The sequence below is a fragment of the Streptomyces sp. NPDC127084 genome (genome assembly GCF_042724175.1).
Lineage (GTDB): Bacteria > Actinomycetota > Actinomycetes > Streptomycetales > Streptomycetaceae > Streptomyces.
Window position 1 is genome coordinate 26,128 of the sequence record NZ_JBHXFA010000044.1, and the last position, 15,461, is coordinate 41,588.

The following is a 15,461-nucleotide window of genomic DNA, read 5'->3' on the forward strand; positions in this document are numbered from 1 at the left end:
ATGGACGCATGCCCGAAGGAGACACCGTCTGGCTGACCGCGCACAAACTGCACGACGTGCTGGCCGGTCGCCTGCTCACCGTCTTCGATCTGAGGGTGCCTCGGTTCGCCACCGCCGATCTCACCGGCCGCGAGGTACTGGACGTCACCCCGCGCGGCAAACACCTGCTCACCCGTATCGAGGGTGGGTTCACCCTGCACTCGCACCTGCGGATGGACGGCTCCTGGCGGGTGTTCGCGGCCGGGGAACGCTGGCGCGGCGGCCCCGGGCACCAGATCAGGGCGGTGCTCGGGAACAGCGAGCACACCGCGGTGGGCTATCGGCTTCCGGTGCTGGAATTGCTGCGCACGCAGGACGAGGAGCGGGTCGTGGGCCATCTCGGCCCCGATCTCCTCGGACCGGACTGGGACCCTGGTGCCGCCGTACGCAATCTCCTGGCCGACTCCGCCCGCCCGCTCGGCGAGGCTCTGCTCGATCAGCGCAATATGGCCGGGATCGGCAACGTCTACAAATCGGAGCTGGCCTTCCTGGCCCGCGCCACGCCCTGGCTCCCGGTGGGCGAGCTCCCCGCCGGTGTCCCGGCGCGGCTTGTGGCCACGGCGCACCGCCTTCTGGAGGCCAACAAGAACCGCTTCGACCGGCGCACCACCCCCGGGGAACGCCGTACGGAGCAGCGCTTGTTCGTGTACGGCCGGGAAGGCCGCCCGTGTCTGCGCTGCGGCGCTCTGGTCCGCAAGGCGGGACAGGACGAGCGGGTGACCTACTGGTGTCCTCGCTGCCAGTCAGGGCCCGCGGGACCGGCTGCCGGCTGAGGGTGCGGCCTACACACGGCATACGCGCCCACCCTCGATGGTTGACGGTCCGTCAGATTCGGTCGTACGTTCACCGGCATGGCCCTCACGGCGTACGACCTCACCGGCCGCACCGCGTTCGTCACCGGCGCGGCGAGCGGCATCGGCCGCGCGAGCGCCCTCCTTCTCGCACAGTCCGGTGCCACCGTGCACTGCGCCGATGTGGACGAGAAAGGCCTCCACGAGACGCTGAGCCTCATCCCGAGCACCCACGGTACTGCGCACGCCCATGTCGTCGATGTCAGCGACCGATCCGCTGTCCAGGCCGCGATCCGGGCCGCCGGCCCGCTGCACGTCATGGCCGCGATCGCCGGGATCATGCACTCCAGCACCGTTCTGGAGACCCGCGACGAGGATCTCGACCGTGTATTCGCGGTCAACTTCAAGGGCGTGCTCTACGCCTGCCAGGCAGCGGCCCGCGGAATGATCGACGCGGGCATCCCCGGCTCACTGATCACCATGGCTTCGGGGGCGGTGGACACCGGGAATCCCGGGCTGCTGTGCTACGGATCCGCCAAGGCGGCCGTCGTGCAGCTCACCAGAACCTTGGCAGCGGAACTCGGGCCCTACTCCATCCGGGCGAACACGGTCGCTCCCGGCTGGGTCCGCAGCCCCATGACCGAACGCCATGACGACAACCTTCAGCGGAAGGCGGAGGCCGCCATGGTCCGGCTGTCTCCGCTCGGCAGGGTCGGCCAGCCCGAGGACGTCGCGCACGCGGTCCTCCATCTCGCCTCTGACGCGTCCTCGTTCATGACGGGTCAGATCCTCCGGCCGAACGGGGGCGTCGCGATGCCCTGGTAGCCGTTGCTCCCCCAGCCCCCTCGGCACCACCGGCTCGCGACGCCACATGCACCGGCAACAGGCTGAGCCCCCACCCGCCCGCCGCCACTGCCCCCTCGACGAGTCCCGCATGCTCCGGCACCAGCGCCAGTCGCAGCACGGCCCACCACCACAGCGCGCCCAGTGCGAGCGCCGGCAGCAGGACCCATCGCCTTACCATGGCCGCCTCCTCCGGTCGACGCTAGACCGGACCGATCACTCGGCGGGAGGGCGCACCGGTTGCACACCGGGCGCGCCCGCAGCGTATGTGCCAAGCGCCCCGGAGGTGCTCACGACGGGCTATGCGCCCGCGCACGCCTCTCGCACCCCCCGGGATGCGCTCCTGGACCGCCGACCGCGCCACTAGGCGCTTCCCTCCTCGACAGCCCGCGCCGCTAGGCGCTCTCCGCCTGGAACATCCACGCGTGCTTCTCAAGGTCGGCCGTGAGCTGGATCAGGATGTCCTGGCTCACCGGGTCGGGCTCGTCCGTCGCCTCGACGCGCTCCCGCATCTTGGTGATCACGGCGCCCAGCGCCTTGACCATGAAGGCGACGACGTCGGCGTCCTGGATGTAGCCCTCCGGCGCCTTGCCAATGGCGCTCGACGACGCCACGGTGCCGGCCCGTCCGTCGGGTGATACCCCGATCGCCGAGGCCCGCTCCGCCACTACGTCGGAGTGCTGCCGGGCCGTCGCGACGACCTCGTCAAGCTGGAGATGCACGGAGCGGAACCGCGGCCCCACGACGTTCCAGTGGACCTGCTTCGCCACCAGGGCCAGATCGACCAGATCCACCAGCGCGCCCTGGAGCGCTTCTCCTGTGACCTTGCGGTCCTGGCCGGACAGCGCGCTCTTCACCACAGACATATGAGACCTCCCACGAGACGTACGGCACCGCTTCCCACCATGACACAAAAGGTGGAAAAGCGGATGGAAACGGTCACTCAGTGCAGCCCTCGCGGGCCTGTCACTGAAACAATGGAGCCCCGGCCGAGTACCCACTCGACCGGGGCTCACACGTGGAGATCCGGGTGCTGATGCGAACCCTGCCGCACCACCCTCAGGCCGCGACGACGTCCACCGCCTCCGCGGGCGCCTTGATCGTCACCCGCTCCGTCGGCACACCCGCCACCGACGTCACAGAAACGGAATTGAGCATCGGGCGTACCGGTGCGGACACCGGCTCGCTCGCCGCCGCCGACTCGGCCAGTTCGGCAAGTGACAGCTCGTCGCTCACTTCCCGCATGAGCTCGGACATCCGTACGTCAAGCGCGTCGCAGATCGCGGAGAGCAGTTCGGAGGAAGCCTCCTTCTGCCCCCGCTCCACCTCGGAGAGATAGCCGAGCGATACTCGGGCGGACGAGGAGACTTCGCGCAGAGTACGGCCCTGGCGCTGGCGCTGCCGACGCAGCACGTCACCCAGCAGGCGACGGAGCAGAATCATCGGTGGCTCCCTCCTCGGACCGCGTAGCCGCATCCTTCACGCCCCACCGTACCGCCTCGCGCTGCGGCCGTGCGGGGAGCGATGACGTGTTCACTCAGGGCTGCAAACATCAAGTCCCCCCGTTCTGTTCCGTATCCTGTGCCCGCCCATTCTCCGAGAGTTCGCCGGAGAGCAGCTCAAGCACGCTCCGTACACTCTCTCTACGGATTTCCGCACGGCCGCCGTTCAACCGCAGTGAGATCGCTTTCCGCGTTCCGTCCGGTCTCGCGACGGCCACGAAGACCGTCCCGACGGGCTGCCCGTCCTGGGGCTCCGGCCCCGCGACCCCCGTGGTCGCGATGCCCCAGCCGGCACCGAGACCGGCCTTCACACCTGCGGCCATCTGGGCCGCCACATCGGGATCGACCGCACCACGCAGGGCCAGCAGCGCGGAGTCGACTCCCAGGAGATCGCGCTTCACGGCCGTCGCATAGGCCGTCACGGACCCGCGGAAGGACTTCGAGGCCCCGGGAACCGCGGTCAGCTCGGCGGCCACCAGCCCACCGGTCAGGGACTCCGCGACGGCCAGGGTCTCACCGCGCTCGGCGAGCAGCCCCAGCACCCGGGCCGCGACGCCGTCGAAGACGCCGTCCGTCGCACCGGGAGCCGCGTTCATCGCGCCGTCTCCGAGGCGTCCTTCCGGTCGCCCGCCCGCACCGCCTCCCGCTCGGCCGCGAGCCCCCTGCGCCGCAGGACCACGGCCTGCCGTACGTAGTCAAGCCCTGTGACCACCGTGAGGACGACCGCCACGGCCATCACCCACCAGCGCAGGGTTGCCAGAGGCCCGGTCAGCGCGAGGACGTACATCCCGACCGCCGTGCCCTGTGCCAGCGTCTTCATCTTTCCGCCGCGGCTCGCGGGAATCACCCCGTGCCGGATCACCCAGAAGCGCATCAACGTGATCCCGAGCTCACGGAAGAGGATCACCCCCGTGACCCACCAGGGCAGGTCCCCGAGCGCCGAGAGGCAGATCAGGCCCGCGGCCATGATCGCCTTGTCGGCGATCGGGTCGGCGATCTTCCCGAAGTCCGTGACCAGGTTGTACGTACGGGCGAGATGCCCGTCGAACAGGTCGGTGATCATGGCCACGGCGAACGCCGCCCACGCCCAGGCGCGCCAGGCCGGGTCGTAGCCGCCGTTCTGGAGCAGCAGGATCACGAACCCCGGCACCAGCAGCAGCCGCACCATGGTGAGGATGTTGGCGATGTTCCACAGGCTGGCCTGGTTGACGGCAGCGGCACCCAGCTTGCCGCCGGGCGCGGGCCTGCCGGTCCCGCCCGCCGCGGACGCCGGGACTCCCGTCATCTGGCTGCCTCCTCACACCGCTCCGATACGACCTCGGCCACCAGGTCGACGCCTTCGGTGCCCACGACCTTCGCCTCGACCATACGTCCGGGCACCAGGCCGTCGGCAGCCGTGAAGATCACCTGACCGTCGGTCTCCGGAGCCTGGTGCGCGGCACGTCCCACCGCCGCGTACTCGTCCTCGTCCAGGGAGTCGTCGGGATCATCACTCCCAGCCCCGTCGAACACCGACTCGACCAGTACCTCCAGGGTCTCTCCGATCCGCTCCTCCGCACGCTGGGCGGTGAGCTCCTCGGCGAGCCGGGAGAGCAGCGCGAGGCGCTCGTCCACGGTGTCCTGGTCGAGCTTGGCCTCGTACGTGGCGGCTTCGGTGCCCTCCTCGTCGGAGTAGCCGAACACCCCGATGGCGTCCAGACGCGCGGCCGTGAGGAAGCGCTCCAGCTCGGCGACGTCGGCCTCGGTCTCACCGGGGAAGCCCACGATGAAGTTCGAGCGCACCCCGGCCGTCGGCGCCTTGGCGCGGATCGTGTCCAGCAGTTCCAGGAACCGGTCCGTGTCCCCGAAGCGCCGCATCGCCCGGAGCACGCCCGGAGCGCTGTGCTGGAAGGACAGGTCGAAGTACGGGGCCACCTTCTCCGTGGACGTGAGCACGTCGATCAGTCCAGGGCGCATCTCCGCGGGCTGGAGATAGCTGACGCGGATCCGCTCGATTCCGTCGACGGCGGCGAGCTCCGGCAGCAGCGTCTCCAGCAGACGGATGTCGCCGAGGTCCTTGCCGTAGGAGGTGTTGTTCTCGGAGACCAGCATGATCTCCTTGACGCCCTGCTCGGCGAGCCACCGAGTCTCGCCGAGGACATCACTGGGGCGACGGGAGATGAACGAGCCCCGGAACGACGGGATGGCGCAGAAGGAGCAGCGCCTGTCGCAGCCGGAGGCCAGCTTCACAGAGGCGACGGGATTGCTGTCCAGGCGCCGGCGCAGCGGGGCGCGCGGGCCGGAGGCAGGCGCGAGGCCCTCCGGCAGGTCCGCCGGCACGCTCTCCGGCTCCGGGGCCTGGGCGTGGCCGGGCAGCGAGACCGCGGTCGCCTGCCGCTCCGCCGGACTGATCGGCAGCAGCTTGCGCCGGTCACGCGGGGTGTGCGAGGCGTGGATGCCGCCGCTGAGGATGGTCTGGAGCCGGTCGGAGATATCGGCGTAGTCGTCGAAGCCGAGCACGCCGTCCGCCTCGGGCAGCGCTTCGGCGAGCTCCTTGCCGTAGCGCTCGGCCATGCATCCGACGGCGACGACGGCCTGGGTGCGGCCGTGGTCCTTCAGATCATTGGCTTCGAGCAGTGCGTCGACGGAGTCCTTCTTGGCGGCTTCGACAAAACCGCAGGTGTTGACGACGGCGACGTCAGCGTCGGCGGCTTCTTCGACGAGCTCCCAGCCGTCCGCTGCCAGGCGGCCTGCGAGCTCCTCCGAGTCCACCTCGTTACGGGCGCAGCCAAGAGTGACAAGGGCGACGGTACGGCGTTCGGGCATGGGCTCAAGACTACTTCGTCCCAGCCCGCGCCTGATCCGCGAGGCCGCCCGGGGGCGTGAGCCCCGGGATCGGCGAGGTGCGGCCCTACGGATCAGCGGGGTAGGGGCATGCGGGGCGACCGCACGGAGCGCTGGCGTACGGGGTCCGACCGCCGGCGTGCGAACCGGCTCAGCCGGTGTGTGTGCCGGTGCGGCCGACCGCACCGGCGGACCGGTCTCGTGTGCCTCCGATCCGACGGGCGGCCCACCTTCGCGCAAGCGAGTCGAGCGGGCCCCGGCCGAGGGCGGCTCAGCCCACCTCGGGGTCGCCCTTTGTGTAGGCGAGCCGCTCGACCTGACCGAGCTCGAACTTGTCTTCGACCTTCTTGCCGTTCACGAACAGCTCGATCGCACCAGCGTTGCCCAGGATGAGATCCAGCCGCTCGTCGTCCTGGAAGGTCTTGGACTCCCCTTCGTTGAGCAGCCCGTCGAAGAGCAGCTTCCCGTTCGCGGACTTGGCGGAGATCCAGCTCTTGTCGCTGACGGCGGACACCTTGACCGTGACCTTGTCCTGCGGGACCGCGGCGATCGCGCTGTCCGAGGGGTCCGGCTTGGCGGGCTCGGGCTGCTCGGGCAGGGGCTGCGCCGGCTGCTGGCTCGCGGGCGGCTTCGCACTGGCCTTGGCGGGAGCGGCGCCCTCGGCGACGTTCTTGGTGGTCTTGGCCGTGTCATTGCCGCTGAAGAGCGTGAAGGCGGCGAAACCGATGACGGCGACGATCGCCGCGACCATCGCGGCGGTCCAGTTCGGGCGCCTGGGCTCTGGGCGGATACGTTCCGCCTCGAAGAGCGGCGCGGCGGGCGTCGGAGACGGCCTGCCACCGTGTTCGGCGTCGTACTGCGCCACCAGCGGGGCCGGATCGAGTCCAACGGCACGGGCGAGCGTCCCGATGTGGCCGCGCGCGTACACGTCGCCACCGCAGCGGGAGAAGTCGTCCTGTTCGATCGCCTGCACGATGGGGACCCGGACACGGGTGGACGTACTGACCTCGTCAACGGTCAGGCCTGCCAGGCTGCGGGCATCTTGCAGCGCACGACCGATCGAAGGTCGATCATCTTCGATCGAAGAACGGTCCTGCGCGATCGAAGGCCGTCCGTCTTCGGGGGAGTTGCCGATGGACACGAGTGCGCCTTTCGAGCGTGTAACCACCTGCTGGAGGTTCAGTCTAGGGGTGGTACGAAAGGGTGGGGCAACCGGGCGGATGCCGTTTGTACGCCATCAGAATGGCCGGACAGCGGGAGGGTGGGACAGGGAGCTCCTGGCCCTCTCTCCAACTTGACGTATGACCAAGTGAAACGGTTGCCTCACTTTTTCTACGGTTGAGCCTCCCCCCGTATCACCGCCAGCACTCCATCCAGTTCGTCGGGTTTCACCAGCACGTCGCGCGCCTTCGAGCCCTCGCTGGGTCCCACGATGTTCCGGGACTCCATGAGGTCCATCAGCCGGCCCGCCTTCGCGAAGCCGACCCGCAGCTTGCGCTGGAGCATCGACGTCGAGCCGAACTGGGTGGACACCACCAGCTCGGCCGCCTGGCAGAGCAGGTCGAGATCGTCGCCGATGTCCTCGTCGATCTCCTTCTTCTGCTTGGTGCCGACCACCACGTCGTCCCGGAAGACCGGGGCCATCTGGTCCTTGCAGTGCCGGACGACGGCGGCGACCTCCTCCTCGGTCACGAAGGCGCCCTGCATACGGGTCGGCTTGCTCGCCCCCATGGGGAGGAAGAGCCCGTCGCCCTTGCCGATCAGCTTCTCGGCACCCGGCTGGTCGAGGATGACCCGGCTGTCGGCGAGCGAGGAGGTCGCGAACGCGAGCCGGGACGGCACATTGGCCTTGATGAGACCGGTGACCACGTCGACGGACGGCCGCTGGGTGGCCAGCACCAGATGGATGCCCGCCGCGCGTGCGAGCTGGGTGATACGGACGATGGCGTCTTCGACGTCCCGGGGAGCGACCATCATCAGGTCAGCGAGCTCGTCCACGATCACCAGGAGATAGGGGTACGGCTGGAGCTCGCGTTCGCTGCCCTCGGGCGGAGTGACCTTGCCACGCCGTACCGCCGCGTTGAAGTCGTCGATATGCCGGAAGCCGTACGCGGCGAGGTCGTCATAGCGCAGATCCATCTCACGCACCACCCACTGGAGTGCCTCGGCGGCCCTCTTGGGGTTGGTGATGATCGGCGTGATCAGGTGCGGGATGCCCTCGTAGGCGGTCAGCTCGACCCGCTTGGGGTCGACCAGGACCATCCGTACGTCCTCCGGGGTCGCCCTGATCATCACCGAGGTGATCAGGCAGTTGATGCAGGAGGACTTGCCCGAACCGGTGGCACCGGCGACGAGGACGTGCGGCATCTTGGCGAGGTTGGCCATCACATAGCCGCCCTCCACGTCCTTGCCGAGCGCCACCAGCATGGGGTGGTCGTCGCCCGCCGCGTCGGCGAGCCGCAGCACATCGCCGAGGTTGACCATCTCGCGGTCGGTGTTGGGGATCTCGATACCCACCGCGGACTTGCCCGGGATCGGCGAGATGATCCGTACATCGGGGCTGGCCACGGCATAGGCGATGTTCTTGGTCAGGGCGGTGATCCGCTCGACCTTGACCGCCGGGCCGAGCTCGACCTCGTAGCGGGTGACCGTCGGGCCGCGGGTGAAGCCCGTGACCGCCGCGTCGACCTTGAACTCCGCGAAGACGTTCGTCAGCGAGGCGACGATCGCGTCATTGGCGGCACTGCGGGTCTTTCCGGGCCCGCCGCGCTCCAGCAGGTCCAGCGAGGGCAGCGCATAGGTGATGTCACCGGACAGTTGGAGCTGCTCGGCCCGCGGGGGCAGCGGCACCGACTCGTCGGGGGACGGCTTGGTCAGGTCCGGTACCGCCCCGCGCGGGGCGGGCGGCTGCTCGGTACGCGCCCCCGGGACGGGCCCGGCGGCGCGCTCCCGCTCCACGCTGAGGTCCCGGGTCAGGTCGGCGACGACCGGCGACGGCGGCATCCCACCCAGCACGGCGCCGTCGAGGGCGGCGGCGGCAGCCGCGGCCACGTCGATGGCGTCCATGGGACGGCCCGTGCCGGGCCGCGCCGGAGCACCGTGCGACTGCCGGCGTCGCGACAGCGCGGCTTCCTCGGCCTCCCCGGCACCGTGGGCGTCCGCCGCCGCCCCGGCCGCCCGGCGACGCGAGGGCCGTGCTGCCGGGGCGTCGCGCCACTCGTCGTCGGCGCGCTCGTCCGCCTCCCCCGCCACGCCCGCCTCGTAAGGCGGGTCCAGGACTCCGAGCTTCACACCGAGCGCGCGTAGCCGCCGGGGGATCGCGTTGACCGGTGTCGCGGTGACGACCAGCAGCCCGAAGACGGTCAGCAGCACCAGCAGGGGCACGGCGAGCACCTCGCCCGTGGCGAAGACCAGCGGCCTGGAAACACCCCAGCCGATCAGGCCGCCGGCGTCCTGGATGGCCTCGGTGCCCTCACCGCGGCCCGGCGAGCCGCAGGCGATGTGGACCTGGCCCAGCACCCCGACGACCAGTGCGGACAGACCGATGACAATACGGCCGTTGGCCTCAGGCCTCTCGGGGTAGAGGATCAGCCGCACGGCGACCGCGGTGAGCAGTATCGGCACAAGCAGATCGAGCCGGCCGAAGGCTCCCGTGACGAGCATCTCCACGAGATCCCCGACCGGGCCGCGCAGATGGGACCAGGTCCCCGCGGCGACGACCAGCGCGAGTCCGAGCAGCAGGAGCGCGACACCGTCCTTGCGATGCGCCGGGTCGAGCCCCTTGGCTCCGCGCCCTATCCCTCGCAACATGGCGCCGACCGCGTGCGCCAGCCCCATCCACACGGCGCGCAGCAGCCAGATCACGCCCCCGGTGGGATTCGGGGCGGCCTTGGGCGCGGCTTTCCTGGCCGACGCCTTCTTCGCGGGCGCCGGCTTCCGGGCAGCTGTCTTCTTGGCCGGTGCCTTCTTGGCGGGTGCCGCTTTCTTCGCGGCAGCGGTGGTACGGCCGGCCCGCGGCTGCGCGGTGCCCGCCGTGCCCTGGGAACCCTTGCCGGACGTACGAGAGGCCATGATGGTGAGGTTACCGGTGTGACCGGCGGTGGACACGCGTGCCCACCGCTTCACCCTTTCGTGTCGCCCCTGCCGCGTACGGAAACTGACGTCCGTTCAAACGTAATACGGACGTACTACGCACTCAGGACTGCCGCGGGCAGGTCAGTTCTGTGACGGGAGGGTGGGGGCACCGCTTCCGGTACCCGGTTCCAGGGCGTCCAGGGCTCGGCGCAGTCCGGTGAGCTTGCGCTCCAGATGGGCGGCGGTGGCGACAGCGGCGGCATCCGCCGATTCGTCGTCGAGCTGCTTGGACAGGGCCTCCGCCTGCTCCTCAACGGCCGCGAGTCGCGCGGAGAGTTCGGCGAGCAGTCCCGCGGGCTCCTTGGTGTCCCCGGCGCCGACCTGGCCGCCCTCCAACTGGAGGCGGAGCAGCGCGGCCTGCTCGCGCAGCTGACAGTTCTTCATATAAAGGTCCACGAAGACGGAGACCTTGGCGCGAAGCACCCATGGGTCGAACGGCTTGGAGATGTAGTCCACCGCGCCCGCGGCGTAACCGCGGAAGGTGTGGTGCGGGCCGTGGTTGATCGCGGTCAGGAAGATGATCGGGATGTCACGGGTCCGCTCGCGCCGCTTGATGTGCGCGGCGGTCTCGAATCCGTCCATGCCCGGCATCTGGACGTCCAGGAGAATGACCGCGAAGTCATCCGTCAGAAGCGCCTTGAGCGCCTCTTCTCCTGACGATGCGCGGACCAGTGTCTGATCGAGCGCAGAGAGGATGGCCTCCAGCGCCAGCAGATTCTCCGGCCGGTCATCGACCAGGAGGATCTTGGCCTTCTGCACCATGCCTCGCCCTCCTCGTCCCGGCTTGGGGTCACCCCGACCCGAAGGGCCAGGGTAAGCACCGGGCGCCGCCCCAGGGGGCGACCCCTTACGTCGCCCATCCTTGTGCCGGTCATGGTAGCCGCACCCCGCCCATCGCCACACCCTGTCACCGCGATGTCACTGTGTACGTAGCAGAAACGCCGCAGGAGACCAGAAGGTTCCCCGAATCCCGCCCCCTCACACACCACCGGCGACAGTCAGTCAGCGGCCCTGGGAACCCGTGAGCCGGCGACCAGACCCACGACCCCCCGGAACCGGACCCGTGTTCACCGGAACCGGACCGTGATCCGCGGACGCCGGTCGCCGGACGCCGTCACTTGCCGCGCATCCACTGCTCCATGACCGTGAGCAGATGATCAGGGTCGACCGGCTTGGTGACATAGTCGGAGGCACCCGATTCGATGGCCTTCTCCCGGTCGCCCTTCATCGCCTTCGCGGTGAGAGCGATGATGGGAAGACCGGCGAACTGCGGCATCCTGCGGATCGCCGACGTCGTGGCGTATCCATCCATCTCGGGCATCATGATGTCCATCAGCACGACCGCGACATTGTCGTGCTGTTCCAGGACTTCGATGCCTTCCCTGCCGTTCTCCGCGTACAGCACGGACAGGCCGTTCTGCTCCAGCACGCTCGTCAGCGCGAACACGTTGCGGATGTCGTCGTCCACGATCAGCACCTTCTCACTGTGGAACTCGAAGGTCCGGCGCGGCTCATGCGGCCCGTCCTGCGTGTGCCGGCCGTTCCACGACTCCCCCGCCGCCCCCGTCTGCCCGGGGAGCGCCGCCCTGAGATCCGGGCCCCCGAGCGACTTGCGGCGGCGCCGGAAGAGCACCGCGGGGCCGGACTGTGAATCCCCTCCCGCGGTGGGCTGAGCACCCGGGTGGGGTGCCGCACCGTTCGCCTCGAGTGCCGCCGGATCGCCGCCCGCCGCCTGCTGCTCATCGAAACCCGGGGCGAGCTGCACATAGCCCAGCGGGAGTTCACTCGGCAGATACAGAGTGAAAGTGGAGCCGCGGCCGGGCTCACTCGCCGCGTGGATCTCGCCGCCGAGCAGCCTGGCGATCTCCCGGCTGATGGAGAGTCCAAGGCCCGTGCCGCCGTATTTGCGGCTCGTCGTGCCGTCCGCCTGCTTGAACGCCTCGAAGATCACCCGCATCTTGCTGGCGGCGATCCCGATCCCGGTGTCGGTCACCGAGAAGGCGATGAGATCGCCGTCGGCCTCACGCAGCGTTCCCGCCTCCAGCAACTGCTCACGGATCGATTGCGGCACATCGCTGTTTGCCAGTCGGATAACCAGTTCGACCGATCCGGCGTCGGTGAACTTCACCGCGTTCGACAGCAGATTCCGCAGCACCTGGAGCAGCCGCTGCTCGTCGGTGTGCAACGTGGTCGGGAGTTCAGGCGAGACCCGCACCGAGAAGTCGAGCGCCTTCTCGGCGGTGAGCGGCCGGAAGGTGGCCTCCACATAGTCGACCAACTGCACCAGGGCGATCCGGGAGGGGCTGACGTCCATCTTGCCCGCCTCGACCTTCGACAGATCGAGGATGTCGTTGATGAGCTGCAGCAGATCGGACCCCGCGCCGTGGATGGTCTCGGCGAACTCCACCTGCTTCGGGGTGAGGTTGGTATCGGCGTTGTCGGCCAGCAGCTTGGCCAGGATCAGCAGCGAGTTCAGCGGGGTACGCAGCTCGTGCGACATGTTCGCCAGGAACTCCGACTTGTAGCGCATGGAGACGGCGAGCTGCTCGGCCCGCTCCTCCAGCACCTGCCTCGCCTCCTCGATCTCGGTGTTCTTCACCTCGATGTCGCGGTTCTGCTGGGCGAGCAGCTCGGCCTTCTCCTCCAGTTCGGCATTCGACGACTGAAGGGCCCGCTGCCGGTTCTCCAGCTCCGCGGAACGCTCGCGCAGCTGCTCCGTCAGTTCCTGCGACTGCTTGAGGAGCAGTTCGGTCTTGGTGTTGACGCTGATGGTGTTGACGCTCGTCGCGATCATCTCGGCGATCTGGTTGAGGAAGTCCCGCTGGATATGCGTGAACGGCTGGAACGACGCCAGCTCGATCACCCCGAGCGTCCTCCCCTCGAAGAGGACCGGCAGCACGATCACATAGGCGGGCGGGGCCTCGCCGAGCCCCGACGAGATCTTCAGATAGCCCGGCGGCACACTGACCTGGATGGTCCGCTTCTCCTCGGCCGCCGTACCGATCAGAGTCTCTCCCGGCCGGAACGACGTGGGCATCGCGCCCGTGTATCCGTAACTCCCCCGCATCACCAGCTCGTACGAGCCGCCCTCGACCTGCGAGCCCAGGTCTCCGCCGCCCGTCGGCATCGCCACGAAGAACGCGCCGTGCTGCGCCGTGACCACCGGTGTCAGCTCGCTCATGATGAGCGACGCGACATCGTCGAGATCCCGGCGGCCCTGCATCAGACCGGAGATACGGGCCAGATTGCCCTTGAGCCAGTCCTGCTCCTTGTTGGCGAGGGTGGTGTCACGCAGGTTGGCGATCATCGTGTTGATGTTGTCCTGCAGCACCTGGATCTCACCGGCCGCGTCCACGTCGATCTTGAGGTTGAGGTCACCTCGGGTCACGGCCGTGGCGACGGCCGCGATCGCCCGCACCTGCCGGGTCAGGTTCCCGGCCATCTCGTTCACCGACTCGGTGAGGTCGCGCCAGGTGCCGTCGACGTCCCGCACCCGCGCCTGGCCGCCCAGCATGCCGTCCGTACCCACCTCGCGGGCCACCCGGGTGACCTCTTCCGCGAACGACGACAGCTGGTCGACCATCGTGTTGATGGTGTTCTTCAGTTCGAGGATCTCACCGCGAGCGTCGATGTCGATCTTCTTGGTGAGATCGCCCTTGGCGATGGCGGTCGTGACCGCGGCGATCTGACGCACCTGGCCGGTCAGGTTGGACGCCATCGAGTTCACGGACTCGGTGAGGTCCTTCCACGTCCCGGACACCCCGGGCACCCGCGCCTGACCGCCCAGCTCGCCCTCCGTACCCACCTCACGGGCCACCCGGGTCACCTCGTCGGCGAACGACGACAGCGTGGTCACCATGGTGTTGACCGTGTCGGCGAGCTCGGCGACCTCGCCGCGCGCCTCGACCGTCACCTTCTTGGTCAGATCACCGTTCGCGACCGCGGACGACACCCTCGAGATGTTCCGCACCTGGCTGGTCAGATTGGCCGCCATGGTGTTGACGTTGTCGCTCAGGTCCTTCCAGATACCGGTGGCGCCGCGCACCCGCGCCTGACCGCCGAGGATGCCCTCGGTGCCCACCTCGCGGGCCACCCGGGTCACCTCGTCGGCGAAGTTGGACAGTTGGTCCACCATCGTGTTGACGGTCGTCACCAGTTCGAGGATCTCGCCCTTGGCATCGACAGTGATCTTCTTCGACAGATCGCCCTTCGCGACCGCCTTCGTCACCTCTGCGATGTTGCGCACCTGCGAGGTGAGGTTGTTCGCCATGAAGTTGACGGACTGGGTGAGGTCCTTCCAGGTACCGGAGACGCCCTGCACCTCCGCCTGACCGCCGAGGATGCCCTCGGTGCCCACCTCACGGGCCACCCGCGTCACCTGGTCCGCGAACGACGAGAGCTGGTCCACCATCGTGTTGAGGGTGTTCTTCAACTCGAGGATCTCGCCCCGCGCGTCGACATCGATCTTCTGCGACAGATCACCGCGCGCCACCGCCGTGGCGACCTGGGCGATATTGCGGACCTGCGCGGTGAGGTTCCCCGCCATTCCGTTCACGGAGTCGGTCAGATCACGCCACACACCGGCGACGCCCTGCACCTGAGCCTGGCCGCCGAGCCGGCCGTCGGTGCCCACCTCACGGGCCACCCGCGTCACCTGGTCCGCGAACGACGAGAGCTGGTCCACCATCGTGTTGATGGTGTTCTTCAACTCGAGGATCTCGCCCCGCGCGTCGACATCGATCTTCTGCGACAGATCACCGCGCGCCACCGCCGTCGTCACCTGCGCGATCTGCCGCACCTGCGACGTCAGGTTCCCGGCCATGAAGTTGACGGAGTCGGTGAGCTCCTTCCACGTGCCGGACGCCCCGGGCACCCGCGCCTGACCGCCGAGCCGGCCCTCCGTGCCCACGTCACGCGCCATACCCGTGACCTGGTCCGCGAACGAGGAGAGCTGCGCCACCATCGTGTTGACGGTGTTCTTCAGCTCCAGCATCTCCCCGGCCACATCGACCGTGACCTTCTGCGACAGATCACCGTTCGCGACCGCCGTCGTCACCTGCGCGATATCCCGCACCTGACCGGTGAGGTTGCGGAACGCCGTGTTGACCGAGTCGGTCAGGTCCTTCCACGTACCCGCCGCGCCCGGCACCTGCGCCTGACCACCGAGCCGGCCCTCGACGCCGACCTCCCGGGCCACCCGGGTCACTTCCGAACCGAACGACTGGAGCTGCTCCACCATCGTGTTGACGGTGTTCTTCAGCTCCAGCATCTCCCCGGCCACATCGACCGTGACCTTCTGCGACAGATCACCGTTCGCGACCGCCGTCGT

The 15,461-nt window shown here is 68.9% G+C and carries 12 protein-coding genes; 2 read left to right on the forward strand and 10 right to left on the reverse strand.

All coding sequences use genetic code 11. From position 1 onward, the window contains the following. Positions 1-8 precede the first annotated feature (8 nt). On the forward strand, positions 9-812 hold the full coding sequence (locus ACFWI9_RS13340; protein WP_387161500.1) for an Fpg/Nei family DNA glycosylase: 804 nt from the start codon (positions 9-11) through the stop codon (positions 810-812). Positions 813-890: 78 nt separating this feature from the next. Then, complete coding sequence (locus tag ACFWI9_RS13345) at positions 891-1,655, forward strand: SDR family NAD(P)-dependent oxidoreductase (RefSeq protein WP_387161502.1); 765 nt, start codon at positions 891-893, stop codon at positions 1,653-1,655. On the opposite strand, the gene ACFWI9_RS13350 is transcribed toward ACFWI9_RS13345, so the two are convergent. The 10 genes from ACFWI9_RS13350 to ACFWI9_RS13395 all read right to left on the reverse strand — a co-directional run. Continuing rightward, complete coding sequence (locus tag ACFWI9_RS13350) at positions 1,603-1,854, reverse strand: hypothetical protein (protein WP_387161504.1); 252 nt, start codon at positions 1,852-1,854, stop codon at positions 1,603-1,605. The two genes, ACFWI9_RS13345 and ACFWI9_RS13350, sit on opposite strands and share 53 nt — an antisense overlap. Before the next feature lie 214 nt (positions 1,855-2,068). Continuing rightward, entirely contained in the window at positions 2,069-2,539 is a 471-nt protein-coding gene (locus tag ACFWI9_RS13355) for a Dps family protein (RefSeq protein WP_387161507.1), read from the reverse strand. Between the two features lie 193 nt (positions 2,540-2,732). After that, positions 2,733-3,116, reverse strand: coding sequence for a helix-turn-helix domain-containing protein (locus ACFWI9_RS13360; RefSeq protein WP_028963738.1), 384 nt, complete (start codon positions 3,114-3,116; stop codon positions 2,733-2,735). 109 nt (positions 3,117-3,225) lie between these two features. Next, positions 3,226-3,771, reverse strand: coding sequence for a CinA family protein (locus ACFWI9_RS13365; protein ID WP_387161510.1), 546 nt, complete (start codon positions 3,769-3,771; stop codon positions 3,226-3,228). Beyond that, positions 3,768-4,460: a CDP-diacylglycerol--glycerol-3-phosphate 3-phosphatidyltransferase gene (pgsA, locus tag ACFWI9_RS13370; protein ID WP_387161512.1), complete on the reverse strand. Its 693-nt coding sequence runs from the start codon at positions 4,458-4,460 to the stop codon at positions 3,768-3,770. The genes ACFWI9_RS13365 and pgsA overlap by 4 nt, the downstream gene beginning before the upstream one ends. Beyond that, positions 4,457-5,980, reverse strand: a complete 1,524-nt coding sequence (rimO, locus tag ACFWI9_RS13375) for a 30S ribosomal protein S12 methylthiotransferase RimO (protein WP_387161515.1) — start codon at positions 5,978-5,980, stop codon at positions 4,457-4,459. The genes pgsA and rimO overlap by 4 nt, the downstream gene beginning before the upstream one ends. Positions 5,981-6,269: 289 nt before the next feature. Beyond that, positions 6,270-7,139 carry a helix-turn-helix domain-containing protein gene (locus tag ACFWI9_RS13380; protein WP_387161518.1) on the reverse strand — a complete coding sequence of 290 codons (870 nt, stop codon included), beginning with the start codon at positions 7,137-7,139 and terminating at the stop codon, positions 6,270-6,272. A 191-nt stretch (positions 7,140-7,330) separates the two neighbouring features. Continuing rightward, a complete protein-coding gene (locus ACFWI9_RS13385) occupies positions 7,331-10,069 on the reverse strand; it encodes a DNA translocase FtsK (RefSeq protein ID WP_387161520.1) in 2,739 nt (912 codons plus the stop codon). Between the two features lie 144 nt (positions 10,070-10,213). Further along, positions 10,214-10,894, reverse strand: a complete 681-nt coding sequence (locus ACFWI9_RS13390) for a two-component system response regulator (RefSeq protein ID WP_387161522.1) — start codon at positions 10,892-10,894, stop codon at positions 10,214-10,216. A gap of 352 nt (positions 10,895-11,246) precedes the next feature. Continuing rightward, positions 11,247-15,461, reverse strand: a 4,215-nt coding sequence (locus tag ACFWI9_RS13395; RefSeq protein WP_387161524.1) for a HAMP domain-containing protein, incomplete at its 5' end; no start/stop codon positions are given.

Coding starts and splice junctions, on each gene's coding strand:
- ACFWI9_RS13390 (WP_387161522.1), bottom strand. CDS start 10,894: ATGGTGCAGAAGGCCAAGATCCTCCTGGTCGATGACCGGCCGGAGAAT.
- ACFWI9_RS13360 (WP_028963738.1), bottom strand. CDS start 3,116: ATGATTCTGCTCCGTCGCCTGCTGGGTGACGTGCTGCGTCGGCAGCGC.
- ACFWI9_RS13350 (WP_387161504.1), bottom strand. CDS start 1,854: ATGGTAAGGCGATGGGTCCTGCTGCCGGCGCTCGCACTGGGCGCGCTG.
- rimO (WP_387161515.1), bottom strand. CDS start 5,980: ATGCCCGAACGCCGTACCGTCGCCCTTGTCACTCTTGGCTGCGCCCGT.
- ACFWI9_RS13385 (WP_387161520.1), bottom strand. CDS start 10,069: ATGGCCTCTCGTACGTCCGGCAAGGGTTCCCAGGGCACGGCGGGCACC.
- ACFWI9_RS13340 (WP_387161500.1), top strand. CDS start 9: ATGCCCGAAGGAGACACCGTCTGGCTGACCGCGCACAAACTGCACGAC.
- ACFWI9_RS13365 (WP_387161510.1), bottom strand. CDS start 3,771: ATGAACGCGGCTCCCGGTGCGACGGACGGCGTCTTCGACGGCGTCGCG.
- pgsA (WP_387161512.1), bottom strand. CDS start 4,460: ATGACGGGAGTCCCGGCGTCCGCGGCGGGCGGGACCGGCAGGCCCGCG.
- ACFWI9_RS13345 (WP_387161502.1), top strand. CDS start 891: ATGGCCCTCACGGCGTACGACCTCACCGGCCGCACCGCGTTCGTCACC.
- ACFWI9_RS13355 (WP_387161507.1), bottom strand. CDS start 2,539: ATGTCTGTGGTGAAGAGCGCGCTGTCCGGCCAGGACCGCAAGGTCACA.